The organism is Bradyrhizobium sp., from assembly GCF_035309285.1.
Lineage (GTDB): Bacteria > Pseudomonadota > Alphaproteobacteria > Rhizobiales > Xanthobacteraceae > Bradyrhizobium.
Window position 1 is genome coordinate 12,625 of sequence record NZ_DATGFH010000179.1, and the last position, 23,665, is coordinate 36,289.

At 63.3% G+C, this 23,665-nt stretch carries 30 protein-coding genes and 1 pseudogene; 13 read left to right on the forward strand and 18 right to left on the reverse strand.

The features are described 5' to 3' along the window. The first annotated feature begins 129 nt into the window (after nt 1-129). Nucleotides 130-786 (forward strand): cysteine hydrolase family protein, encoded by a 657-nt coding sequence (locus tag VKR55_RS32695; protein ID WP_324409535.1) that lies wholly within the window; start codon nt 130-132, stop codon nt 784-786. A 151-nt stretch (nt 787-937) separates the two neighbouring features. Here VKR55_RS32695 and VKR55_RS32700 read toward each other — a convergent pair whose 3' ends face one another. The 10 genes from VKR55_RS32700 to VKR55_RS32745 all read right to left on the reverse strand — a co-directional run bounded on the left by VKR55_RS32700 (nt 938) and on the right by VKR55_RS32745 (nt 7,843). After that, the gene (locus tag VKR55_RS32700; protein ID WP_324409536.1) at nt 938-1,444 is read right to left on the reverse strand and encodes a pyridoxamine 5'-phosphate oxidase family protein; all 507 of its coding nucleotides are present in this window, start codon (nt 1,442-1,444) and stop codon (nt 938-940) included. Nucleotides 1,445-1,588: 144 nt separating this feature from the next. Continuing rightward, a complete protein-coding gene (locus tag VKR55_RS32705) occupies nt 1,589-2,404 on the reverse strand; it encodes a hypothetical protein (RefSeq protein WP_324409537.1) in 816 nt (271 codons plus the stop codon). Nucleotides 2,405-2,426: 22 nt separating this feature from the next. Next, complete coding sequence (locus VKR55_RS32710) at nt 2,427-3,281, reverse strand: YncE family protein (protein ID WP_324409538.1); 855 nt, start codon at nt 3,279-3,281, stop codon at nt 2,427-2,429. Between the two features lie 274 nt (nt 3,282-3,555). After that, entirely contained in the window at nt 3,556-3,957 is a 402-nt protein-coding gene (locus VKR55_RS32715) for a c-type cytochrome (protein ID WP_324409539.1), read from the reverse strand. Nucleotides 3,958-3,993: 36 nt separating this feature from the next. Continuing rightward, the gene (chrA, locus tag VKR55_RS32720) at nt 3,994-5,175 is read right to left on the reverse strand and encodes a chromate efflux transporter (RefSeq protein WP_324409540.1); all 1,182 of its coding nucleotides are present in this window, start codon (nt 5,173-5,175) and stop codon (nt 3,994-3,996) included. Between the two features lie 13 nt (nt 5,176-5,188). Beyond that, nucleotides 5,189-5,368, reverse strand: a complete 180-nt coding sequence (locus tag VKR55_RS32725) for a hypothetical protein (RefSeq protein ID WP_324409541.1) — start codon at nt 5,366-5,368, stop codon at nt 5,189-5,191. Nucleotides 5,369-5,462: 94 nt separating this feature from the next. Beyond that, nucleotides 5,463-5,642: a hypothetical protein gene (locus VKR55_RS32730; RefSeq protein ID WP_324409542.1), complete on the reverse strand. Its 180-nt coding sequence runs from the start codon at nt 5,640-5,642 to the stop codon at nt 5,463-5,465. Nucleotides 5,643-5,672: 30 nt separating this feature from the next. Further along, the gene (locus VKR55_RS32735) at nt 5,673-6,620 is read right to left on the reverse strand and encodes a DUF1259 domain-containing protein (protein ID WP_324409543.1); all 948 of its coding nucleotides are present in this window, start codon (nt 6,618-6,620) and stop codon (nt 5,673-5,675) included. A 73-nt stretch (nt 6,621-6,693) separates the two neighbouring features. Continuing rightward, the gene (locus VKR55_RS32740; RefSeq protein WP_324409544.1) at nt 6,694-6,927 is read right to left on the reverse strand and encodes a hypothetical protein; all 234 of its coding nucleotides are present in this window, start codon (nt 6,925-6,927) and stop codon (nt 6,694-6,696) included. Nucleotides 6,928-7,024: 97 nt separating this feature from the next. Continuing rightward, the gene (locus VKR55_RS32745) at nt 7,025-7,843 is read right to left on the reverse strand and encodes a chromate resistance protein ChrB domain-containing protein (protein ID WP_324409545.1); all 819 of its coding nucleotides are present in this window, start codon (nt 7,841-7,843) and stop codon (nt 7,025-7,027) included. Between the two features lie 584 nt (nt 7,844-8,427). Between VKR55_RS32745 and VKR55_RS32750 the strand changes: the two genes are divergently transcribed. Continuing rightward, nucleotides 8,428-9,711 (forward strand): MFS transporter, encoded by a 1,284-nt coding sequence (locus tag VKR55_RS32750; RefSeq protein WP_324409546.1) that lies wholly within the window; start codon nt 8,428-8,430, stop codon nt 9,709-9,711. A 33-nt stretch (nt 9,712-9,744) separates the two neighbouring features. Here the strand turns inward: VKR55_RS32750 and VKR55_RS32755 are convergent, their stop codons facing one another. From VKR55_RS32755 to phnF, 4 genes and pseudogenes are all read right to left on the reverse strand, one after another. Then, complete coding sequence (locus tag VKR55_RS32755) at nt 9,745-10,446, reverse strand: DUF1045 domain-containing protein (RefSeq protein ID WP_324409547.1); 702 nt, start codon at nt 10,444-10,446, stop codon at nt 9,745-9,747. A 21-nt stretch (nt 10,447-10,467) separates the two neighbouring features. Continuing rightward, a pseudogene (locus tag VKR55_RS32760) lies at nt 10,468-11,657 on the reverse strand (alpha-D-ribose 1-methylphosphonate 5-triphosphate diphosphatase). Next, nucleotides 11,654-12,319, reverse strand: coding sequence for an LbetaH domain-containing protein (locus VKR55_RS32765; protein ID WP_324409548.1), 666 nt, complete (start codon nt 12,317-12,319; stop codon nt 11,654-11,656). The pseudogene VKR55_RS32760 and the gene VKR55_RS32765 overlap by 4 nt, the downstream one beginning before the upstream one ends. A gap of 179 nt (nt 12,320-12,498) precedes the next feature. Then, nucleotides 12,499-13,230: a phosphonate metabolism transcriptional regulator PhnF gene (gene phnF, locus VKR55_RS32770; RefSeq protein WP_324409549.1), complete on the reverse strand. Its 732-nt coding sequence runs from the start codon at nt 13,228-13,230 to the stop codon at nt 12,499-12,501. A gap of 131 nt (nt 13,231-13,361) precedes the next feature. Between phnF and phnG the strand changes: the two genes are divergently transcribed. Genes phnG through VKR55_RS32815 form a run of 9 tightly spaced genes read left to right on the forward strand, consistent with a single transcriptional unit; the run spans nt 13,362 to nt 20,299 of the window. Continuing rightward, nucleotides 13,362-13,832, forward strand: a complete 471-nt coding sequence (gene phnG, locus VKR55_RS32775) for a phosphonate C-P lyase system protein PhnG (protein WP_324409550.1) — start codon at nt 13,362-13,364, stop codon at nt 13,830-13,832. Between the two features lie 3 nt (nt 13,833-13,835). Continuing rightward, nucleotides 13,836-14,441 (forward strand): phosphonate C-P lyase system protein PhnH, encoded by a 606-nt coding sequence (phnH, locus tag VKR55_RS32780; RefSeq protein ID WP_324409551.1) that lies wholly within the window; start codon nt 13,836-13,838, stop codon nt 14,439-14,441. A gap of 14 nt (nt 14,442-14,455) precedes the next feature. After that, nucleotides 14,456-15,562, forward strand: a complete 1,107-nt coding sequence (locus VKR55_RS32785) for a carbon-phosphorus lyase complex subunit (protein ID WP_324409552.1) — start codon at nt 14,456-14,458, stop codon at nt 15,560-15,562. Continuing rightward, nucleotides 15,559-16,443, forward strand: a complete 885-nt coding sequence (locus VKR55_RS32790) for an alpha-D-ribose 1-methylphosphonate 5-phosphate C-P-lyase PhnJ (RefSeq protein WP_324409553.1) — start codon at nt 15,559-15,561, stop codon at nt 16,441-16,443. Before VKR55_RS32785 ends, VKR55_RS32790 begins: the two co-directional genes overlap by 4 nt. Then, nucleotides 16,436-17,230: a phosphonate C-P lyase system protein PhnK gene (gene phnK, locus VKR55_RS32795; RefSeq protein ID WP_324409554.1), complete on the forward strand. Its 795-nt coding sequence runs from the start codon at nt 16,436-16,438 to the stop codon at nt 17,228-17,230. Before VKR55_RS32790 ends, phnK begins: the two co-directional genes overlap by 8 nt. 9 nt (nt 17,231-17,239) lie before the next feature. Beyond that, nucleotides 17,240-17,938 (forward strand): phosphonate C-P lyase system protein PhnL, encoded by a 699-nt coding sequence (gene phnL / locus VKR55_RS32800; protein ID WP_324409555.1) that lies wholly within the window; start codon nt 17,240-17,242, stop codon nt 17,936-17,938. A gap of 15 nt (nt 17,939-17,953) precedes the next feature. After that, complete coding sequence (locus VKR55_RS32805) at nt 17,954-19,111, forward strand: alpha-D-ribose 1-methylphosphonate 5-triphosphate diphosphatase (RefSeq protein WP_324409556.1); 1,158 nt, start codon at nt 17,954-17,956, stop codon at nt 19,109-19,111. After that, nucleotides 19,108-19,686, forward strand: coding sequence for a phosphonate metabolism protein/1,5-bisphosphokinase (PRPP-forming) PhnN (phnN, locus tag VKR55_RS32810; RefSeq protein WP_324409557.1), 579 nt, complete (start codon nt 19,108-19,110; stop codon nt 19,684-19,686). The genes VKR55_RS32805 and phnN overlap by 4 nt, the downstream gene beginning before the upstream one ends. A gap of 1 nt (nt 19,687) precedes the next feature. Next, entirely contained in the window at nt 19,688-20,299 is a 612-nt protein-coding gene (locus VKR55_RS32815) for a pyridoxamine 5'-phosphate oxidase family protein (protein ID WP_324409558.1), read from the forward strand. A gap of 14 nt (nt 20,300-20,313) precedes the next feature. Here VKR55_RS32815 and VKR55_RS32820 read toward each other — a convergent pair whose 3' ends face one another. Next, nucleotides 20,314-20,538, reverse strand: coding sequence for a hypothetical protein (locus VKR55_RS32820; protein ID WP_324409559.1), 225 nt, complete (start codon nt 20,536-20,538; stop codon nt 20,314-20,316). Between the two features lie 212 nt (nt 20,539-20,750). Beyond that, a complete protein-coding gene (locus tag VKR55_RS32825; protein ID WP_324409560.1) occupies nt 20,751-21,074 on the reverse strand; it encodes a DMT family transporter in 324 nt (107 codons plus the stop codon). A 371-nt stretch (nt 21,075-21,445) separates the two neighbouring features. Here VKR55_RS32825 and VKR55_RS32830 point away from each other — a divergent pair, with 371 nt between their 5' ends. Together VKR55_RS32830 and VKR55_RS32835 are read left to right on the forward strand one after the other, a co-directional pair. Then, nucleotides 21,446-22,654: a BtaA family protein gene (locus tag VKR55_RS32830; RefSeq protein ID WP_324409561.1), complete on the forward strand. Its 1,209-nt coding sequence runs from the start codon at nt 21,446-21,448 to the stop codon at nt 22,652-22,654. A gap of 168 nt (nt 22,655-22,822) precedes the next feature. Beyond that, complete coding sequence (locus tag VKR55_RS32835) at nt 22,823-23,014, forward strand: hypothetical protein (protein ID WP_324409562.1); 192 nt, start codon at nt 22,823-22,825, stop codon at nt 23,012-23,014. A gap of 107 nt (nt 23,015-23,121) precedes the next feature. Here the strand turns inward: VKR55_RS32835 and VKR55_RS32840 are convergent, their stop codons facing one another. Further along, nucleotides 23,122-23,313: a hypothetical protein gene (locus VKR55_RS32840; protein WP_324409563.1), complete on the reverse strand. Its 192-nt coding sequence runs from the start codon at nt 23,311-23,313 to the stop codon at nt 23,122-23,124. Between the two features lie 166 nt (nt 23,314-23,479). After that, nucleotides 23,480-23,644: a hypothetical protein gene (locus tag VKR55_RS32845; RefSeq protein ID WP_324409564.1), complete on the reverse strand. Its 165-nt coding sequence runs from the start codon at nt 23,642-23,644 to the stop codon at nt 23,480-23,482. Nucleotides 23,645-23,665 lie beyond the last annotated feature (21 nt).

The window sequence follows — 23,665 nt, forward strand, 5'->3', positions numbered from 1 at the left end:
CGCGTGCGGTGTCAAGAGCGCCGGAGCCGATGCGCTCCGATTGCCTTTCGCGCCATCCGGTTCATACTGCCGCGCGCGAACGCCCGGCACCGAAACTCCACCGACAAACCACGTTGACAGGTGACGCCCATGAAACGCGTCCATGGCCTCGACATCCCCCAATCCCTGGAAGATGTCTGCGACCCGCAGCATCTCGCGCTGGTCGTCTACGACATGCAGGTCGGGATCCTCAGACAGATCAAGAATCCGGAAGCGATCGTTGCCAGGGTCTCGCGCGTGCTCGAGGCGGCGCGCAGCGCCGGCGTCCGCATCGTCTTCATGCGCCACATGTCGCTGCCGAAGGAGCTGATGGGTGCTTTCGCCTACCGCATGGCGATGGCCTGGCAGCGCACCGACGATCCGGAAAAGGTCAGCCCATGGTTCCTCAGGGATTCGCCCGGCTTTGCCATCACGCCGGAGCTTGCGCCGCGCGCCAGCGAAGCGATCTTCGACAAGCTCACGATGTCGGCGCTGGAGGGCACGCCGCTTTCGATCGCGCTCCGTGACTGCGGCATCACCGCAATCGCGCTCGTCGGCGTCGCCATGGAGATCGGCATCGAGCCGACGGCGCGGCATGCCGCCGACCTCGGCATCGTCCCCGTGATCGTCGAAGACGCCTGCGGCTCTGGTCACGCGGAAGCCGCGCATCGCTCCGTCGAGGCGCTCAAATTCGCCGGCGATGCCGTCTTCACCGACACCGTATCGTTCTGCAAGGCGCTGCAGAGCACGGACCGCGCATCGCGCTAATGCACCATCACCCAGCCTGGCTGCAGAATCGGATAGGCGTGCTCTGCAGCGGCATCCTTGATCTCTCTTGGCAGCATCGGTTCCCCTCCCTTCGCCCACATCGTGCGGAAGACGTCTCGGCCGAGTCGGGGAAGACGCGCACTGAGCGTATTTAAAAGTGTACGAGGACTCGTTCGGCGACCTGCTCGGGAGACGGAGATCTTCCGGTCAGCTTCGCCCTCACGTAGTAGTAGGCGTAGGTCAGGAATGACGCCGGTTTGCTCCAGGACTTAACTGTCTTCACGTCGATTTCTATAAGCGCGATGCTCGGCGACTCCGGACCATCGGGAAACCACACACTGAAGCCTTCACGCCAAAGCTCGCGAATCTTGGAGCGGTCGTCCACGATTCGGGCGTATCCAATCATTGAAACGTATTCGTAACGTGACGGCCGGACATAGGAAACCAACACGTGCCCATCCTTCTCGATCTCCTGCAGTCTCGGGTTATCGGTGAAAGTCAGGAACCAGAGCGTTCCGTCGAAATCGCTCTGGATGCATCCCATGGGGATTGAATCAAGCGACCCATCTTTTCTAATGCTGACCAGCACAGCGGCATGTTCACGTTTAATCAAGTTCCACACTTTCTGGACGTTATTGCGATCCTGGGCGGTTATCATTGCAAGCCTCCTGGGCGCCCCCCGGTGTGGTTACTCATTTTTGAAGCGACCCTAGCTGAGCTTCGACTGACTAAGTCATTGCGCAGCGACCACCAAACCGTGGCCGCGACTCGCGGGCTCATTCGAATCGCCAGCATTGCTGAGCTATCGAGGCAAGCCTGGCGATGTGTCTCGATGCACGGCGTGGCTTTCCAAAAATGAAAGCGGAAAGCCGAATGTCAGACCGGCACGAATTTCGTTCACGGGGTGCTCGTTCGTCAGAGCGTGACGGATGCCGACGTCGAAGCTGAGATTGTCGCTGATGCGGTAAATCAGGCCGACAAGACCCGATACCGTCTCCATCTTCCCGAACTCGTTTTCGTAGAAAATCTCGGCGACAGGGCGAACCGTCCAGGTGGATGGTCCTTCGAGAATGGCGCCAATGAAGACATCGGCGCGATGCTCGCGGGTCAGCGCAGTCTCGGCGTTGAGATGGATCGTTCCCCAATCCCAGCGCTGCGAGACGATGCCGGCCAGACTTGCGCCGACGCCTGAATCGCCAGTGCTGTCGGGGAGCAGGACGCCAAATTCGGTCGCGACGCTCGGCCCCGTTTTGTCCTGCAGGCTTCCGGGCACCAGCACATGCTTGAGGAACGCAGCCGCTGCTGTCAGGCTCGTTGGCCCCTGTGGTGAAAGCGGTGTCTGTCCCTGACCTTCTAAGACGGCCTCCCAGCCGTCGCTGAAACCGTAGTTGATGACCGCGGCTGGCGCGATGAGGCTTGTGCCGCTTTCGTCGCGCAAGCGTCCGGCCGGCTGAAATTCGATTTCCATTTCTCCCTTCGCGGCGACGGCAGCGTCGGTGCCGTCGAAGGGACGATATGCCCACGCAGGATCGAACGTGACAAGCAGGCACAGCGTAATCAGGGACACCGAAGCGAGCGGTTTCGATTGTCGCCGGCAAGGTCGGTAGTCTGCAAACATGTGCACCTCCCGACAATCGATCTCAAGGCATCGGCTTGAACACCCAGATCGCCGCCGGTCCAGCCAAGCCTGTGCGGACTGCGACCATCAGACGATCCATCTCCGGCACGAATAGAGACGTGCGCGCGCCCGCCGACGTGGGAATACGCGCCAATCTCCGATATGCCGCGCCATTCGCCTCCAACACGTCGACATATCCCTGGCCGCAGCTGACATAAACGCGCTTGCGTCTGGCGTCGACAAAGAGGTCGTCGACGTCTCCGCAGGTTTCACCCGTCGAAGCGATCTTGCCGTCTGCCAGGGCAAAAACGGCGAGCGCGGGTGGCCTGCGAAACGCCACGAGAAGCTGGTTGCGATCGCGATCGATGGTCATGGCAAAATTGCCACCCTTGTCCATTGGCCAGGTGGCAAGCTGCTCGCCGGATTTGCCGTCAACCACGGCCACGGCGCGGACGTCGGGCAGGTTGACGAAGATCCGCTCCGTGTTCGGCTCGAGCTGGAAGCTCTCGGGATGTGCCTTCAGCGGCACGTTCTGGGCTTTGCTTCGGGTCGCAGGGTCAAGCACCGCGAGCGCTCCATCGCCGTAGCCGACGATCACGCGCCTTGTCGCCGCGTCAACGCGGATATTGTCGGCGTCGCTGCCGAGCGCGATCTGTCCCGTGGCCTTGTAGTCGTTGCCGTCGAACAGCTTGACCACCCCGTCGCGCGCGTTGGCCACAAAGAGCGTATCGGTCGACGGCTCGTAGCCGACGCCTTGCGGCTCGTTCAGCCCGCCAAGCGTATGTATCAGGCTGTGGTTTGCGAGATCGACCACACCGACCGTGTCATTGCCAAGCTCGGCGATGAACAAGCGTTGTCGACGGAGATCGATCGCCATGTGGTCGATCCGCCCCCGCACGTCACCCAGTAGTATCTTGGCTTCGAGTTGCAGGGGCGCCTCCGCGGATCGGGCAGGCGCCGCGGTGCTGGCCAGCACTGCCAGGATCGCCAACCCCAGTGCTGTCGTTCGATCGCCTCGCCCGGCCGCGGTGGGCGATACGCAATGAGGCCCACGCCTGCGCCAAGACGACCGGTTGACGGCGGCACTTGCGATGAGCGGAAGGATTGGCCTCATATCGTTTCCCGTTCGGATGATCAGTCTGCTCGGCTTTTCAGCCACTCGGCTTCAAATCACGGATGTATTTGACGATCTGGTCGATCTGCGCATCGTTAAAGGTCGCGCCGAAAGCTGGCATGGCGCCTGGCTTGCCGTTCTTGATGCGGTTGCGAATAAAATCGTCGTCTCGTTTTGTGTTCATGAGCTGAGGCCCCTTGCCGGCGGCGCGGCCACCGTCGGAATGACACCATCCGCAGGTCGTTGCGAACAGCTGCTGGACGTCAAGCGGCTGATTGCCCGGCGCGGCAGCGGTAGATTGCGCTCGAACCGGCCTGGCGCAAGCCAATGAGACGGCCAGTGCCGCAAGCAGCAAAGGCGCGACGTCGCGCCACGACAGCCGCGGCCCGTGCTCGCGAACAAGTACATGTAGAAGTAGGATCACAGGTTGCCTCCCCACATTGGTCGAAGATCCCCAACGGCTGATTTGATGCTGCTATTTCACCATCACCCAGGCCGGCTGTAGCAGCGGATATGCGATCAGGCCGACTACCGCCGTGGCCGCGATCAGCATCGGATTGCTCACCTTCCAGCGGAATAGCACTGCCAGCGAGGCGACCCCGATCAGAGCGGTAAGCCAATCGCCGATCGCGATGCGTCCGAGCAGGATGCAGGCGCCCAGGATCGTCCCGATCGCGGCCGCGTAAGCGCCCTTGACAAATCCCTGCACGTTGGGATTGCCGCGATGTCGCGCAAGCAGGGGCGCCGCGATCAGCACGAGCAGAAAGGACGGCAGGAAGATGCCGACCGTTGAAGCCAGAGACCCCCAAAAACCGCCGACGAGATAGCCGACAAAGGTCGCGGTGATGACGACCGGCCCCGGGCTGATCATGCCGATCGCGACCGCTATCAGGAATTGCCGCTCGTCGAGCCAGCCGAACTGCTGCACCAGTCCCTGCTCGAGGAACGGCACGATCACGAGGCCGCTGCCGAAGGTCAGCGAGCCGGCCTTGAGGAAAAACAGTAGCAGTTTTCCTATCGTCGACCCGGAGCCGGCAGCACCGGGTGCAAGTTGCGCCAGCACCGGCGGCGTGGCCAGCGAGAGCGCGGCCGGTGTGCGCTTGAACAGACTGCCGTAGTAAAGGATTCCAACGATGCCAGCGCCGATGAACAGCAATGCCACTTCCGCCTGCAGGATGACTGTGACCGCAAGGCAAACCACCGCGATCGCCCATTGCAGCCAGTCTTCCATGCCGAGCTTGGCAAGCCGGTAGCAGGAATGCAGGATCAGCGCGATAACAGCGGGGCTCACGCCATAGAAAATGGCGGTGACCGGTTGCAGATCGCCGAGATAGACATAAAGCGCGCCGAGCGCGGCGACGATGACGAAGTTGGGGAAGATGAAGGCCCATCCGCCGGCCCACGCGCCCCAGAAGCCGCCACGCAAGTAGGAAATGTAGATGCCGACCTGGATTGCGAGCGGCCCTGGCAACGATTGGCAGATCGCGATGGCTTCTCGCATTTGCTCCTTCGTAAGCCATTTCTTGCCGTCGACGAGCTCGCGCTCCATCTGGCCGACCAGCGCCACAGGTCCGCCGAAGCCGAGACAGCCCAGCCGCAGGAAGTAGCGTACCAGCTCGCCCATGTGGCCGCGTTCGGTGGATGTTGTCGTCGTCATCGCCTAGCCCCCATTAGTTGCGATCCGCAGGTTGCAGGATCTCATCAAGTGTGCCGCCGAGCCCCGTCGGCGTCATTTCGATTTGTTCGCCAGAGAGCGTGACCTGATAACAACCATCATCGCTCTCCCCGAGATAGAGGCAGAGCTCGCCCTTCTCGACGACCCATTTTCTTCCGGCCTTCTTCACGCCCATCGAATAGCTTCGAACAACGCGAGGCCAACGGCCGCAGCGACGAGCATTCTCAACCCGGTCATTACGCCGGCTCCCCAAGGCGCCGGCTTCCTTGTCATTTCTTGCAGGACTTTATGCACATCTGATACTCGAATTTGCAGGTCGGTCCGGCATAGTTCTTCATGCAGGCCTTCTGCTGCTCCGCACAGACCTTGCAGCTCGTCTCGGCCTTGGCCGGGGCGAGCTGAATAGCGCTGCTAGCCACCATCACAAGAACAACCAATAGATTTCGCATCGCAGGTTTCCCCCTCTCTCCACGCGAATCTCAGCTCTTCGTGCTGGCCGTCTTGTCGAGCGCGGCGCGCAGGCCCTTGGCGAGCTTGATCGCGTCATCGTTGGCCCAGAAGTGCATGAAGAACAAGCGCGGCTCTTCGTCGAGCATGTGGCTGTGCAGCGCCGTCACCTCGATGCCGTGTGTCCGCAGCTCCATGATCACGGGATTGACCTCGTCACCGGTCAGGACGAAATCGCCGGTGATGGCCGCCTTGCCGCCACCGGTCGGCTGGAAGCCGATGCCTGTCGCCAGGCCCAACGGCCCGCCCGGAGTCAAGGCCATGCCGGCTTGCTTGATCGGGTCACGCCGCGGCACACCGAACTGGTAGACGCCGCCATTGTTCGTTCCCTTCGCGCCGATGATCTGATCGAGCTGCGCCGTATCGAGATCGACGGCCGGCGGAGGCGCGCTCGAGGCCGCAGCAGTGAGCGGTGCCTTGCTCTCGGCGAGGCCATCGCGGATGGCGGTCGCGACCTTGATCGCGTCGCCGTGCCCGGCGATGTGCATGTAGAAGGTCGCGGGATTGGCGCGCAGCAGATGATTATGCACGGCCGTGATCTCGAGGCCACTCGCGATCATCTTTGACATGACGGGGTTGATCTCGGACTCCAGCAGCACCAGGTCGCCCATCGCCATGACGCCGCCGTGAGCGGGCTTGAATGCGACCCAGCCGCCGAGCGCCAGCGCCGGCTTGATGGTCACGCCGTCGAGCGTCACCGAAAGATCGGTCCGCGGAAAACCATAGCGACGGACGTCGCCTGCGACCGCTGCAGGCTTCCTGCCCAGCGTCTCATCGACCTTTTTCCAATCGATGTCCTGTGCGTGGGCGGCGGTCACATAGGACTCGGCAAATATCCGCCAGTCGAATTTTTCAGCGCTGGCGCCCCAAGCCAACAGGGACGCGCAGATTCCAGTTACCAGCATGAGCTTGTTTCGCATGGTTTGGCTCCTTCATCGAATCTCGGCTTATTGCTCCGAGGCCACAGCCGGACGGCTGAGCCTGCGCAGGCTCTCAGTCCTGCTCCTTGATTTGGCCGCTGCTGTCGACGACGAGCCGGACTTTCTTGCCGTTCTTCAGCGCCTTGACGGCCGTGCCCTCTGCTGTCGACTTGATGTCGCCAACCTCCGAGTAGCCGGCCGCCTGCAGCTTGGAGATAAGCTGTTCCTGGGTCAGGGCATGCACGGGGGACAAAGCACTCGCAATCAGCAGCCAGAGGGTCACTTGCGTGGTCGTTCGAAGCCACATGTCCGTTCTCCTGGTCGTTGAGCTGCCCCAGGTGATGTCTCGTGTGATATCTCTTGTGATATCTCTTGGCCTCTCGCGCTGCTCCTTCGGAATCCGTTCATGGCTTCACCTTGCTGGTCGGCCAGTTGTGGGTTTCCTTCGCGGCGTCGCGGCACCAGCGATAGAATGCGTCGTAGAGCAGCATGCCGGCGGAGAGCTGCTCGAGGTCGTCGTCGTACATCCGCGACAGGCCGAGCGAAGCGGCAAGCAGGCCCGGCGCCTCCGGCGAAAGCTCGGGCCGGGCGGTGTCGGCGCCGCGCACCATCACCGCGAGCCGCTCCAGCGGCGGCGCCGACAGGCCGAACTCCTGCACCATGACGTCGAAGGTACAGAGCTCGCCGCGATGGCTCCAGAACACGTTCTCCACGTCGAACGGCGTCGCCTCGAACCGCTCGGCGACCGCGCCGACCTCGTTGGGTGCGACGAACAGGAACACCGCGCAAGGATCGACGAAACGTCGGATCAGCCAGGGGCAGGCGATGCGGTCGATCTTCGGCCGCGAACGCGTGACCCAGACCGTGCGGCCGCGCTTGTCGCGCCTGGGAATCTTGTCGGCGGGAACGGTCGGCAGAGCGGCTTTTTTCCAGCCCTCATGTCCGCCGTCGAGGCTCTCGGCGGCAATGCTGTGATGGCGGAGCCAGGCGGCGGTCCCTTCGCTGAGCTTTTCGCCCTTCTGGCAGATCACCACGACGGACTGCCCGGTGAGGCCGCCCGCCCAGTCCTGGACATCACGGTGAGAGTGGCGGATCGCGCCCGGAATGAGGTGTGGATCGGCCGCGAAATCGTCGTCGATGCGGACATCGATCAGCGCCGGCGCATGGGCCGTGCCGATCAGTCGTGACAGTTTTTCGGATGAGATTGAGGTGTAGGAAGACATGCTGCGTCCCTCTGTGAAAACAGGACGCGATTCTTGGGCATGTCGCCTCGCGGGGAGATCGCCACCCCCGTGCGCCGAATAAACTGCGGGCCGCGCGCGCTGTCAATCGGCTTGTTCGTGTGGCGTGCGATCACGAACAGTTCAACCGCCGCACGGTTCCCGTTCCGCCGGGCGGGGGTCCGCGCATAGGACCGGGCGGCAAGCGCAATCCTGACGCTGGCGTCCGCATCCTTGCCTGTCGGGCAAATCACCCTCGCGGTCACTTCGCTTTATCACAAGAAATGTCAAACTCTCTCGCGAAAAATATTCCGATTCCGTTTTTCGGAAAACGGCGTGCTATTTGAAATTTGAATTGGAATTGTGGGGTGGGCAAAGCGATAGCGTGCCCACCATTCAAGCTGAGCAACTCGTCAATAGATGGTGAGCACGGCGCAAGAGCGCCTTTGCCTACCCTGCGAACGCGCAATGACGATGTAGTTGGTGTACACCCACCACGGCAGCGAGCCTTTCATGCGGTACTGGACACACCATGCAGCGAAGAATATTCAATTCGGCGGAATCGACTTTGGTTAAAGGGATACACATTGGCACAGGACATTGCAGACTCGAAATCGATCGGTATTGCACGCGCCGCCTTTGCCGCGACCATCGGCAACATGCTCGAATTTTACGACTTCATCACCTATAGCTTTTTTGCCATCCAGATCGGCCACACCTTCTTTCCTGCGCAAAGCGACTATGGCAGCCTGATGCTTTCGCTTGCGACGTTCGGCGCGGGCTTTGTCACGCGGCCGATCGGCGGCATCGTGCTTGGCATCTATTCCGATCGCATCGGGCGCCGGCCTGCGATGCTCTTGAGCTTCGCGCTGATGGGCGGGGCGATCCTCGTGATTTCGCTGACGCCGTCCTACAACGCGATCGGCTTGGCCGCGCCGGTCATCGTCATCATCGCGCGCATGGTGCAGGGGTTTGCGCTGGGCGGCGAGGTCGGGCCGACCACGGCCTACCTGATCGAGATCGCGTCCCCCCAACGCCGTGCGCTCGTGGTGTCATGGCAGCCGACGAGCCAGGAGATCGCCGCAACCGCCGGCGCGCTGGTTGGTGTCATCCTGAGCCGGAGCATGGCCCCCGACGCGCTGGAGTCCATTGGCTGGCGGATCGCGTTCCTGATCGGCGCGGCCTGCCTGCCGCTCGGCCTCTGGATGCGAAGAACGCTGCCGGAGACGATCGCGCAAGGCGAGGCGGTTGGCCGCGAAAGCTCCAACCATCTCGTGCTGGCGGCCCGGCACATCCGCCTCATTGTGCTGGCGCTGATGATCCTGGCGAGCGGCACGATCGCAACTTACGTCACGCAATACATGACGACCTATGCGCAGAGTACCCTCCATGTGCCGTCGCCTTTGGCCTTCACGGTGTCGCTGGTCAGCAACGGCGTCGGCATCATCGGCGCTTTGCTCGGCGGCTGGCTTGCGGATGTTTACGGCCGCAAGCCGGTGATGATCTGGCCGCAGCTCGTGACGCTTCTCTTGACCTATCCGACCTTCCTCTGGATCGTGCACGCGCCTGGCGCGGCGTCGCTGCTGTTCGGCTTCGGCGTGTTGTCGCTGATCGGATCTTTGCCGTTCACCGCGTTCTATGCGACCTTCACCGAAGCCTTGCCGCAGAATATCCGCGGCGGCGTGTTCGCGACCATTTATGCGGTTGCGATCGCAAGCTTTGGCGGTACGGCTCAGCTCGTGGTGACGTGGCTGTTGCATATATCCGGCGATCCGTTGGCGCCGGCCTGGTATCTCCTGCTCGCGGCGGTCGCAGGCCTCATCGCGATGAGCCTGATGCCGGAGACCGCGCCGGTGAAGGTCGGGACGTAGCGCGGGGCCGTTTGGGTGTTGCCAGGCTCTCGGTCAGCGCGCGCGCAGCGGCCAATCGCCAATGATCGTGAACCGCGCCTTGGCGTCGGTCTGCTTGAACAGCGCGATGCGGTCGACGGCAAGCTCGGTGAGCTTGAGGCGTGCGAAACTCTGACGCAGCATCACAATCACGCGCTCGCGCTTCGCCTGGTCGAGCGGGCCGGTCAACGTCATGTGGAAGCGAAATTCCTCCATGACGTAGGGGTAGCCCCAGCGGTCCAGATAGTCGACTTGCCGGGGCGTGAGTTTTGCGGGGTTTCGCCGCGCGCGGTCTTCCGCCGTGAGCGGCGCGCGAAAGGAATCGAAGGCACAAACCGCGTCGGCCGCGAGTTGGTCCAGCTCGCTCGATCGCCCGCCGGGAATGAGTGCAATGAAGCCGCTGATCGAATTGACGATCGGGGTGATGAGCGGGATCGGCCGCGCGGTGTTCGCGAACTCGGCGCAGGCAGCAAGCAGCGCCCGTTCCGTCTTGCCATCGGCCAGCGCCATCGGCGCTTTCAGCGTGGCGTGGAAGCCGTACTTGCGCGGATCTTCGGAGAGATGATGCCAGTCCGGCTGCTCCTCGACGACGTCTTTCGGGAAGGGCAGCGTCGCCCCGACCCGGGCGTTATAGCCGAGCATCTCGGCGCCGAATTGATCGAGCGCAGTGCCCTGCGGCGGCGCATAGTAGATCGCGTAGCGGGGAATTGGGGGCATCGTGAAGGTTCTAGAAAAGGCTCATTCGGCGGCAATCGCCTCGCGAGCAGCGCCCGAGGCAGCGAAGCGGGTGGCATCGGTCAGATGCACGAGGTGGCCGTTCGCGATCACGGCGACAATGCGCGGTCGCATCGGTACGGTGTCATCGACGAGCAGGAGATCGGCGCGCCGTCCTTTGGCGAGCTCGCCGCGATCGTCAAGGCCGGCCGCTTTCGCCGGCGCCGCGGAGATCAGGTCCCAGGCCTTGCCGAGCGGCAGGATCTTGTCGGCGGCGAGGCGGAAGGCGGCAAGCAGCGGCGCCGGATAGTAATAGTCGGAAGCGAGCACCGAGCAGAGGCCCTTCTCGATCATGTCGGAGGTCCTGGTCCAGCCGGTATGGCTGCCGCCGCGCACGACATTGGGCGCGCCTAGACGATGGCATCCCCACCGGCGGCGGCCTCGCGCGCGGTCTCCTCGTTGACCGGAAATTCCGCAACTTGGACGCCCTGGGCGCGAAACGCCCGCCGCATTGCGGGACTATTGTCATCATGAGACAGCATGCGGACGCCCGCTTCACGCGCCACCTTCGCGAGCCACGCAATCGAGCCCGGCACGGCGTCGGCGCGCGAGAGTACGCGCCGCACCAGCTCATTGAACGCTTCGTCGGAAAGCCCGGTGCGTTCGACCATGGTGGCGCGCTTGCGCGGCTTTTTCGCCAGAGCGAGCGAGTTCTCCGTGTGGTCATTGAACGCGAACAAATGGATGCGGCCGGCGGCCAGCCATTTGCCGATCTCCTCTTCCGCGTCGAGGTTGTAGGTTTCGTGGCGGAGATGGAAGCGCGTGTCGGCCGCAAGCTGCGGCCGCAGCCCCTCGATCACCTGGAGCAGCTTTTGCGCGTTCTCGGCGTTGCGCAGGCCCGGCTCCCACGACCAGGTCGTGGCATGGAAGACGGTCGTGATGCCGTTTGCGATCGCCTGCCGGTCGCTGTCGACGAGGGCAACGTCGATGGGGAAGTCGACGCCGGGGCGCGGCATCATCTGCCGCTCGAAGGCATCGCCATGCAGGTCGACGATGCCCGGTAACACCAGGAGGTCACTTGCGTCGAGCCCGATCGCGCGGTGCGAAGCGTTTGCGCCGAGCTCGCTGATTTGGCCATCTTCGATCGACAGCGAAGTCTCGATGAGTTCGCAGCCGACCAGAGCGCGGCCGCCTTCAATCAGAATGTCGGTCACGATAGGGCACTTCGTCGCAAGCCGGCCGCGGGTGCGGCCGAGGGGGCTTCATATTTGTCGAGAAAACCCTCGATGCCAAGCGTTCTGAAATCGGGCAGCGCCCGGCGGAGGGTTTCGTGATCCCAGTCCCACCACGCAAGCCGCGCAAGGCGATTGGCAACCTCCTCGGAGAAGCGCCGCCTGATCGGCCGCCCGGGGTTGCCGGCAACGATGGTATAGGCCGGCACGTCCTTGGTGACGATGGCGCCGGCCGCGATCACCGCGCCGGTGCCGATGCTGCGGCCCGGCAGCACGATCGCGCCATGGCCGATCCACACGTCGTGGCCGATATGGACGCGATGGCTCTTGCGCCAGTCGAAGAACTCGGCCTCGTCGCTTTCGCCGGGGAAATAAGCGCTGGCGCGGTAGGTGAAATGCGCCTGGGTCGCGCGATGCATCGGGTGATTGCCCGGATTGATCCGTGTCATCGCCGCGATCGAGCAGAACTTGCCGATCGTGGTGTAGGTGATCTGCGCGTCGTTGACGACGTAGGAATAGTCACCCATCGCGACGTCGAGCAGGATGGTGCGAGCGCCGACCTCGCAATAGGCGCCAAGCGAGACGTCCCGCACGTTCGCGGTGGGGTCGACGAGGGGCTCGATCGAAAGCGTCTTGTCGGCCATGCCGCACCTTCCAGGAAAAATGCCGACAGAAGCGTCGGCGAGCCCGTCATCGGAGGCCTTGATGACAACTTCATGACTATCGGGTGACGACCAAAGACGACGTGGATGGTTGCGGTCGTCGACTGGATTTCAGGAAAGCTCCGTTTGTGATCATTGGTCGCCGCGTAGTCGCCCGACAATCAGCCGTTCTCCACCAGGAACTCGACGCGCTCGGCGGCAAAGCGCGAGCGTTTGGTGACCAGCGGCTTGCCGGAAACATCGACGTCAGTGGAGTCGACCACGAGCACAGGCCGGCCGAGCGGCAGATCGAGATGCGTGGCATCGGTCGCATCCGCGATCGTAGCCGTGATCCGGGTCGTCGCGCGGCGGTAATCACGGATGCCGTAATGCGCGAGCAGCTTGGTCATCGAGCGCGTCGTGGCGAATACGTGGCCGGCGTCCGGAAAGCGCTCTTCCGACAACCACGTGGTGCTGACGCAGATTGGCGTGCGGTCGGCAAGCCGCACCGATTCAATGCGCACCAGCGGCGTGCCGCTCTTCAGGCCGAGCTCTCGCGCGAGCTCGCGGGTTGCGACGTCATTCGAAGCATCGATGAGCCGCCCGCGCGGCTCGTGGCCGCCGGCGCCGACGATCTCGGAAAAGCGCGTGCGCGAGCGCAAGGGATAGGCGATCCGGCGAGCCGCTTCGACATAGGTGCCGCTGCCGCGCTCGGCACGCACCAGGCCGCGATCGGCGAGTGTCGCAAGCGCCCGGCGTACGGTATGACGGTTGACGCGATAGGTCTCCGCGATCTCGGTCTCGCCGGGCAGCCTTTTGCCGGAACCATAGGTGCCGTTGGCGATGCCGCGCTCGATGCCGTCGGCGACCTGCCGCCACAGCGCAACGCCGGATGCCAAATCCTGCAGGGTCATGGCGCGGAACCGCTCTCGTTGATGATCGGAAAAATCATGCGTCTGTCACGAAATCTTCATCGCGGGTCATTATGAAGTTGTCTATTATCATAGACAACTTGGTTCCGGCAAGCTAGAACTCAAACAGGGCCATGATGACACCCGGCGAGCAGAGCGAAGAGGGCAGGCAGGCGCGGCGCAAGGCGGCGATGGCCGTGCTCGCGCATGCGACCGGTGCCGAGATATCGGGCTGTCTCGCCTCGATCAAACTGCCGGCGCATGAAAACCTGCGCGAGGCGGAAAACGGTCTCGTGATGGTGCGCGGCCGGATCGGTGGCGACGGTGCGCCGTTCAATCTCGGCGAGGCGACCGTATCGCGCGCGGCCGTGCGGCTTGCGAGCGGCGAGGTGGGGTTCGGCTACACGCTCGGCCGCGACCGCGATAAGGCGCGGATGATCGCGCTCTGCGACGCGATGGTGCAGTCGGATCAATTTGCCGCCGAGGTCGAGACCAAGGTGATCGCTCCCCTGCGCGCGGCCTTGCTCGCCTCGCGCAATCAGAAGGCTGCTGAGGCTGCGGCGACGCGGGTTGATTTCTACACGATGGTGCGCGGTGAGGGGTGAACGATGACCACGATCGCCGAACTGCCGGCGGGGTTTGCGGACAAGGTGCCGTCGGCGCAATCGACCTTTCGCTCCGTGATGGATGCCATGGCACGGCCCGGCAGCGTGCGAGAGGTGACCGCAACCGTCGGCACGCCGGGATCGATGATGCGCGGTGCTGCCGCCATCGCACTTACGCTGTTCGATCACGACACGCCGATCTGGCTCGACACAAAGATGTCGGAGACCCCGGAGGTCGCGAAGTGGCTGAAGTTCCATAGCGGCGCGCCGGTCGTGGACGATGCCTCGATCTCGAGTTTTGCGCTGATCGGTGATGGCGCCGCGCTGCCGGACCTTTCCCGATTTGCCTTCGGGACCAATGAATATCCCGATCGTTCAACGACGCTAATCCTGCAGGTCGAAAGCCTGACCCAGGGACACGCCTACGAGTTGCGTGGGCCCGGCGTCGACGGCACGGCGAGCCTGCGCGCGACGATCGCGCCAATGGATCTGTTCGAGCGGCTGGCGATCAACGAGACGCTGTTTCCGCGCGGCATCGACGTTGTGCTGGTGTCGGGAGATGCCATTGTCGCGATCCCGCGCACCACGCGGCTCGTTGCCAAGGCATGATGGGAGGCTGATGCATGTACGTTGCCGTCAAGGGAGGCGAACGCGCCATCGAGAACGCCCATCGGCTGCTGGCCCATGAGCGTCGCGGCGACCGCGATGTTGCCGAGGTAACGCTTTCCCAGATCTCCGAGCAGCTTGGGCTTGCCGTCGATCGCGTCATGAGCGAGGGCTCGCTCTATGATCGCGAGCTGGCTGCGCTTGCCATCAAGCAGGCGCGCGGCGATATGATCGAGGCGATCTTCCTGGTCCGCGCCTTCCGCGCCACGCTGCCGCGCTTCGGCGCGACCGAGCCGGTCGATACCGGCAAGATGGAGGTGCGGCGGCGGATCTCCTCGACCTTCAAGGATATTCCCGGTGGCCAGATCCTCGGTCCCACCTTCGACTACACGCACCGCCTGCTCGACCCACAGCTCGCCGAAGGCTTCGTCCCCGAGGAGCCTGCGATGTCGCAGGCCTCGTTGTCGCCGACGCCGCGCGTCACCGACATCCTCGGTCGCGACGGCTTGATCGAGCCGTCACCGCAGGCCGACGCCAATGCGGCGGTCGGCGACCTCACGCGGGAGCCGCTGAGCTTCCCGGCCGATCGTGATTTGCGCCTGCAAAATCTCGCTCGCGCCGACGAAGGCTTCCTTCTGGCGATGGGCTATTCGACCCAGCGCGGCTATGGCCGCAACCATCCCTTTGCCGGCGAGATCCGCTTTGGCGAGGTTGAGGTCGAGTTCTTCGCGGAAGAGGTCGGCTTCGCCGTGCCGCTCGGCTCCCTCGAGCTGACCGAATGCCAGATGGTCAACCAGTTCAAGGGATCGGCGACGGAAGCGCCGTGTTTTACCCGCGGCTATGGGCTCGCGTTCGGCCAAAGCGAGCGCAAGACGATGTCGATGGCGCTGGTCGATCGCGCATTGCGGGCTCGTGAGCTCGGCGAGGAGGTTCTCGCGCCGGCGCAGGACGAAGAGTTCGTGATGTCGCATTCCGACAATGTGCAGGCGACCGGCTTCGTCGAGCATCTGAAGCTCCCGCATTACGTCGACTTCCAGTCCGAGCTCGGCCTGCTGCGCAAGTTGCGGAAGGAGTTTGCCGAGGCCAACGACAATTCGGAGCGCATGCAGGAGGCCGCGGAATGAACGCGCCCGCCTACAACTTCGCCTATCTCGACGAGCAGACCAAGCGGATGATCCGTCGCGCGATCCTCAAGGCAATCGCGATCCCCGGCTACCAGGTACCGTTCGCCAGCCGCGAAATGCCGATGCCCTATGGCTGGGGTACCGGCGGCGTGCAGGTGACTGCGTCGATCCTTGGGCCCGATGACGTGCTGAAAGTGATCGACCAGGGCTCCGACGACACCACCAACGCGATCTCGATCCGCAAATTCTTCGGCAAGACTGCAGGCGTCGCCACCACGACCTCGACGACGGAAGCAACTGTCATCCAGACGCGCCACCGAATTCCCGAGGCGCCGCTGCATGCCGGCCAGGTGCTGGTGTATCAGGTGCCGATCCCGGAGCCCCTGCGTTTCCTCGAGCCGCGCGAGACCGAGACGCGGCGCATGCATGCGCTCGGCGAATACGGTCTGATGCACGTGAAGCTGTACGAGGACATCGCGCGCTTCGGGCACATCGCGACGTCGTACGCTTATCCGGTGAAGGTGAATGCGCGCTATGTGATGGATCCGTCGCCGACGCCGAAATTCGACAATCCGAAGATGGACAATTGCGCGGCGCTGCAGTTGTTCGGCGCAGGTCGCGAGAAGCGCATCTATGCGATCCCGCCTTACACAAAGGTGGTGTCGCTCGACTTCGAAGACCATCCGTTCACGCGCTACCGTTTCGACGCGCCCTGCGCGCTGTGCGGCGCGGAGGATGGCTATCTCGATGAGATCGTCACCGACGACGCCGGCAGTCGCATGTTCGTCTGCTCCGACACCGACTATTGCGAAGGCCGCCAGGCGGCGGGCCATCGCGGCCGCGAGAGCGCCGCTCCTCACAAGGAGAGGGCGCATGGCTGAGACCGAAAACGCGGGCGATCAGCCGCTGTTGGTGGCCGACGGCCTATCGAAGAATTTTGGCCGGATCGTCGCCTGCCGCGACATCTCTTTTGCGCTCTATCCCGGCGAGGTGCTCGCGATCGTCGGCGAGTCCGGCTCGGGCAAGACGACGCTGCTGCAGATGCTGTCGGCGCAAATGGCGCCCACTTCGGGCCGCGTGTCCTATCGCATGCGCGATGGCGTGCTGCGCGATCTCAACGCGCTGGGCGAAGCCGAGCGACGTTTCCTGTTCCGTACCGATTGGGGTTACGTGCACCAGGATCCGGCTCAGGGGCTGCGCATGGCCGTCTCGGCCGGCGCCAATGTCGGCGAGCGGCTGATGGCGGTCGGCTGGAATCATTATGGCCGCATTCGGCACACGGCGTCATCCTGGCTCGAGCGCGTCGAGATCGACACGGCGCGGATCGACGACACGCCAAAAACCTACTCGGGTGGCATGCGCCAGCGCCTGCAGATCGCGCGCAACCTCGTCACCGAGCCGCGGCTCGTCTTCATGGATGAGCCGACCGGCGGGCTCGATGTCTCGGTGCAGGCGCGCCTGCTCGATCTGATGCGCAACCTCGTCAGCGAATTGGGTCTTGCGGCGATCGTGGTCACTCATGACCTCGCGGTGGCCCGGCTGTTGTCGCATCGGGTGATGGTGATGAAGAGCGGTCAGGTGATCGAGACGGGGCTGACCGACCAGGTGCTCGACGATCCGCACGAACCTTACACCCAGCTTCTCGTCTCTTCGATTTTGCCGCCATGAGCTAAACCAATGCCTGCGATGATCGAGATCTCTGACGCGGAAAAGACCTTCACCATGCATCTGCAGGGTGGGGTGAAGTTGCCCGGGGTGCGCGGCGTGAATTTCGAGGTCCATGCCGGCGAGTGCGTGGTGCTGTCGGGACCGTCGGGCGTCGGGAAATCGTCGATCCTGAAGATGATCTTTGGCAATTACCGTTGTGATGGCGGCCGGATCAGGATCCGCCATCAGGGCCGGTTGATCGATCTCGCCGGCGCCGAGCCGAGAGACGTGCTGAGCGTCCGGCGCGAGACCATCGGCTACGTCAGCCAATTCCTGCGCGCCGTGCCGCGCGTACCAACCATCGAGGTCGTCGCCGAACCGCTGGTTGCGACCGGCATCCCACGGGACAAGGCGCGCGAGCAGGCAGCGCAATTGCTCCACTGCCTCAATATTCCCGAGCGGCTGTGGTCGCTTCCGCCGTCGACCTTCTCGGGCGGCGAGCAGCAGCGCGTCAACATCGCGCACGGCTTCATCTCTGATCATCCGATCCTGCTCCTGGATGAGCCGACCGCTTCGCTCGATGCCGCCAATCGCGACGTGGTCGTCAGCTTGATCGAGGAGAAGAAGCGCGCCGGCGTCGCCATGGTCGCGATCGTGCATGACGATGAGGTTCGCGGTCGGATCGCCGATCGCGTGGTGGACGTCACCTCCTTTGCTGCTGCGGCATGAAGAAAGACAAATAAGATGACCTCGACCGGATCAGACACCGTCTTCGGCAATGCGAGAGTGGTTCTCGCAGACCGCGTGATCGAGCGTGGCTGGGTCGCTTTTGCCGATGGCCGTATCGCGGAAATCGGCGAGGGGATGGCGCCGGCCGGCAGCATCGACGCGCAGGGCGATCTCCTGTTGCCCGGGCTGATCGAATTGCACACCGATCACCTTGAGGCGCACTACGTGCCGCGGCCAAAAGTGTTCTGGAATCCGGTCTCTGCAGTCGTCTCCTATGACGGGCAGCTTGCGACCTGCGGCATTACGACTGTGCTGGATTCGCTTCGAGTCTGGCGCGAGGACGGCGCCGAGGATGTCGACGGCCGCGCCGGCGTCCTGGCAGCGGCGATAACAGCTGCGCGCGAGTCCAATATCCTCCGCGCTGATCACTTTCTGCATCTGCGCTGTGAAGTGCCGATGCCTGACGTGGTCGAGGAAGCCAGGGAGCTAATCGATCGGCCCGATATCCGGCTGATGTCGCTGATGGACCACACGCCGGGGCAGCGCCAGTTCCGCGACGAGGTCAAGCTGCGCGACTATTATCGCGGCAAAGGCGCCGGCATGACGGATGCCGAGCTTGACGTGCTGTTCAAGCGGCGCTTCGACTACCAGAAGGCTTATGCTGCGAAGAACATGCGGGAGATCGTGGCGCTGGCGCACCAATACCGGATTCCGCTGGCGAGCCATGACGACACGACGGAGGAGAACGTCACCGACGCCATCCGCGATCGCGTGTCGGTCGCGGAATTTCCGACCACGATGGAGGCCGCGCGCGGCCTGCATCAGGCCGGCATCGACATCCTGATGGGCGCGCCCAACGTGGTGCGCGGCGGCTCGCATTCCGGCAATATCGCGGCGATCGATCTTGCTCGCGAGGGACTGCTCGACATCCTGTCATCGGATTATGTGCCGTCGAGCCTTTTGACGGGCGCACTACAGCTTTCCAAGCAGGTGCCCGCGATCGATCTCGCGGCCGCCGTCTGCACTGTCACCAAGACGCCGGCGGAAGCCGTCGGTCTCAACGACCGCGGCGAGATCGCGGTCGGCAAGCGCGCCGACCTGATCCGCGTCCATGTCGCGCGCGACATTCCGGTGGTGCGCAGCTTCTGGCGGGAGGGGAGCCGCGTCGCATGAGCGAGGCCCCGATCCTTTCTTCCTGCTCTCCTGAATTGATCGGCCCCGGCCGGCTGATCCTCGTGGTTGGCCCGAGCGGCGCCGGCAAGGATACGCTGCTTGGTCTGGCAAGATCCGCCTGCCCCGAGGACGTGGACATCGTTTTTCCTCGCCGCGTGGTGACGCGAGAGGCTTCCGCTTCCGAGGACAATGGGCAGCTTGGCCCCGACGAGTTCCGGCAGGCGCTGGCGCGGGGCGATTTTGCGATGCATTGGGAGGCGCATGGCCACCTCTACGGCCTGCCGCGCGCCATAGACGACGATATCCGCGCCAATCGTTCGGTCGTGGTCAACGCGTCGCGCACGGTGATCGAAGCCGCGCAGCGGACCTATGCTAATGTCACGGTCATCGCGATCACGGCACCACCGGAGGTGCTCGCCGAGCGGCTGAAGATGCGCGCGCGAAGCAGTGACGGCGAAGTCGAGCAAAGGCTGAGCCGCATGGTCGACACGACCGCGCCCGACGTCACCATTCTCAATGTCGGCCGGCCCGAGGACCACGCGCGCCGGCTGGTGCGCGCCATCAGGGGTGAATGAGATGTCGGTCATCGCGACGATCGAGCAGCTCGAAGCGATCTACGGGTATCCCGGCGAGGCTTCGACCGTGAAGGTTGCCGACCGCATCACGCCGCCCTATCGCGTGCTGATCGAGAGGTCGCCGTTCGCGGCGCTGGCGACCTCCGGCCCGGAAGGCCTCGATTGTTCGCCGCGCGGCGATCCGCCCGGCTTCGTCCGGATGCATGACGACAAGACGCTGATGATGCCGGACCGCCGCGGCAACAACCGCGTCGATTCGCTCCGCAACATCGTGCGCGATCCGAGGGTGGCGCTGTTGTTCCTGATCCCGGGATCGGGAAGCACGCTCCGTATCAACGGCCGCGCGCACGTCTCCGCCGATCCTGCACTGCTTTCCTCCTTCAAGATGGAGGGCAAGGCGCCGCGCACGGTCATCGTGATGAATGTGCATGAGGTCTATTTCCAGTGCGCACGCGCGATCGTGCGCTCCGATCTCTGGAATCCCGATAAACGCGTCGATCCGAAGACCTTGCCGACGCCGGGCCAGATCCTCGCCGAGATGAGCGAGGACCGCGTCGGCGGCGAGCAGTATGACCGGGAATGGCCGGAGCGGGCGCGGCAGACGATGTGGTAGCGTGAGTGGCGTGCTCAGGCCGCCACGTCTTCCCACAGCCGAGACGAGCCCCTCACCAGGACCTTGCGCCCGACCGGCGTGATGCGCGCGCCTTCACTGCCGACAGCAGCGAGACCGAGTGCCACGAGTTGCTCGACCGCGAACGAGCTCGAGACGCGGCCCTGTGTCGCGCCGGAACGCAGCGCCTTGAGCGCTTGCCATTGGTCTGTCGAGAGATCGTAGTCGAGTTCGGCGTTCATGCGGCCTCGAGGATTCGATGTTTTGATGTCGCGCGTCTCTTACCGACGCTGCGTGAAGGAGATGCGACTGGATTGAGTCTTGAATTCGACGCATGCGTCCGTTAGCCGGATCACATCTCGTCGCAAAATCAGCGAGGTTGGTAACGCGAGTCTCACATCCGCGTGTTAGCGCCATCGATCACCGGGATCGGGATGGCGGCGCGGCGGAACCCTCAGACCGGCGAGTTGAGCTTGAGCCCGATCATGCCGGCAACGATGAGCGAGAGGCAGATGATGCGCACCGGATCGGCCGACTCGCTGAACAGCGTCATGCCGACCAGGATGCTGCCGACCGCGCCGATGCCGGTCCATACCGCATACGCTGTGCCGAACGGAAGTGAGCGCAGCGCCAGCGCCATTAGGGCGAAACTGAGGACGATCGCCACGGCTGTTGCCGCCGTCGGCCAGAACCGCGTCAATCCCTCGGAATATTTGAGGCCAAGTGCCCAACCCACTTCGAGCAGGCCAGCGCCAAGCAATGCAAGCCACGCGCTCATGACGCCGACACCAGAAACAAAATCTGTGGATCGGTGTGCGTAGCGCGGCGCGGCGCGATTCGAGTGCGTCCGTTTCGCTCGCTGTTCCAGGCGATGACTGTCTCAGCACAAGGCATCTCACGATTGTAGTGGGTGCCGAGGAACCGGATGTGACGTGTCGCACGGGGCTGCCGGGTGATTTGGCCGCCAGATTCGAAAAAATGTGCCGACATGAGCTGGTTCGTTGTCGAAAGAGTTGATGGTCCTCCTTGCGATGTTCGCGCGACATGCATGTGACAGGGTCGGCGCAACTTCGCTCGGCGACCGCGCTGCTGTCGCAAAACTGAAGCGCGGCAGCGATAGCGTCGTCGAATTGCTGATTCGAGGCGGGCATGAGTGCGCAACTGATCGCGGATGCGGTGCGAAACGGCGAAGCGCGGGAACAATCAACGATCTGGGAGCGGATCTATGCGTTCTGGCTCCGCCGTCTCATCTACACCCAGATCTGGGAAGATCCGGAAGCCGATCTCGCTGCGTTGCAACTGCCGCTCGGATCGACCATCGCCACCATCTCATCCGGCGGCTGCAACGCGTTGTCCTATCTGACCGCGCAACCGGCCCAAGTCTATGCCGTCGATCCCAATGAAGCGCACCTTGCGCTTCTGAAGCTGAAGCTCGCGGGCATCCGCGCCTTCTCCAGATATTCGGAGTTCTGGCAGTTCTTCGGCGAGGGAGCATCGCCCGCCAACGCGCAACTCTATCGCGACCGGTTGAGGCCGATGCTGGACAGCAGCGCGCGCGCCTATTGGCACAAGCGCAATATCATCGGCCGGCCACGGCACGCCTATTTCACGGACGGATTCTATCGCCACGGTATAGTGGGCCGTTTCATCGGCATCACGCATGTCGTGGCGAGAATGGCCCGCATCGATCTCACCGCTCTCCTCATCAGCGATGTCGATGCGGCGGAGCGGATGGAGGCGCTTGATCGGCTGCATCGGCTGTTCCACTCGCGCCTGACGCGGTTGTTGACGAGAACGCCGGCGTTACTGTTCAGCCTCGGAATTCCGCCGCAGCAACGCGCGCGGCTCGGCGGCGATGGGGCACCGCTGCACGAGCTGCTGCACCAGCGTCTGTTCCGTCTCATCAATGCCCACCCGACCGACACCAACTATTTCGCGTGGCAGGCATTGCGCCGGCGCTATCCGGGTCCGGGCGACTGCTGCCTGCCGCCTTATCTGCAGCAGCGCCAGTTTGCGCGCATGCGCGACGATGCCGGTCTGATCATTCCGGTCCACACGAGCTTGCGCCAGTTCCTGGAAGGCTTGCCCGCGCGCGAGGTCGATGCGGTCGTGCTTCTGGATTCGCAGGACTGGATGGCGACGGAGCAAATCCGCTCGTTGTGGCATTCGATCGATCGCGCGGGCTCGGACCAGGTGCGAGTGATCTTCCGTACCGCCGGCGCGGAATCGCCACTTGAAGCCGAGGAACTGGCACCATTACGTGAAATCTGGCGCCGCGATGAAGAGCGCAGCGCTATCGGTTACGAGCTCGACCGATCCGGAATCTACGGCGGCTTCCACTGCTATCTGCGCCGCTGATCGAGAGAATTCGACTTAAAGCACATACAACCGGAACGCGATGTTGCGATGCGATTTCGCAGGCGCGGGATGCTCGCGCGTTTTGCACAGTAAAGTGAGACAAGGGGCCGGCGCTTCTGCTAAGCTCAGCCGCGCAGTAATGGACTTCACACCGCAGGAGTGGGGCTCATGAACAAGCTCGCGGAGATACGCAGTCAGGAATATATTTGCCGAGAGCGTGCCGCGTTGGATTCCGAGCGCAGGCTGTTCTGGTTGGCGCAAGCGGAAGAGTGGGAACAGCGCGCGCTCGATGAGATCGCCTATCACTTCCGGGAATGCAATCTCGATAGGGCCGATCCGCAGTTGTCATCAGCCGCTTAAGAGCAGGCTTCTTGCGTCAGATGTAGAGCTTGAGGTGCCGGAGCGCTTCGTCCGTGACGAGGCGCTCCGCGTGGTTCACGTTTTGCCGGCCGTCATGGGGCGAGCCGTCAGTGCACCGGCAGCTTGCGCACGGTGTGACGTACCTCGGCGCCACAATCCGAACATTCATAGATGAAGTCGATCTTTGCCATGCTCCAGTGCGGTTCGATGTCCCGCACATACATGGGTTGCAATCCGACGCAGCCAGGGCAGCTCATCAGCGGCATCTCGATTTCGTGATGATGAACGTAGGCTGGCATATCGGCACTCCTTGACCAAGTGGAAGCACAGTCGATCTCAACCCGCGCCAAACCTAATCCCGGACCGCAACGGCCTGTCATCAACTCTTTCGAACGTACATGGAACGGAAGGACTTTGTCCGCGTGTGTGGCATTCCTGTAACAACACGGCGGTTGTGCATTTCAGCTAGCGCACGAACGCGAGCACGAGCGCCAACAGCACTGCACCCGCAAGGCCTGCCATGAACACCCATCGCTGAAGCGATGTCTTTAGAATGATCTCGCCGCCCCGGGCTTTCTCAGCGGGGTACGGCTTGGGCGGAGCGGCTCGGGTCGACGCGTTTTTGGTCATTCCGCGCCTCCATTTTTCATC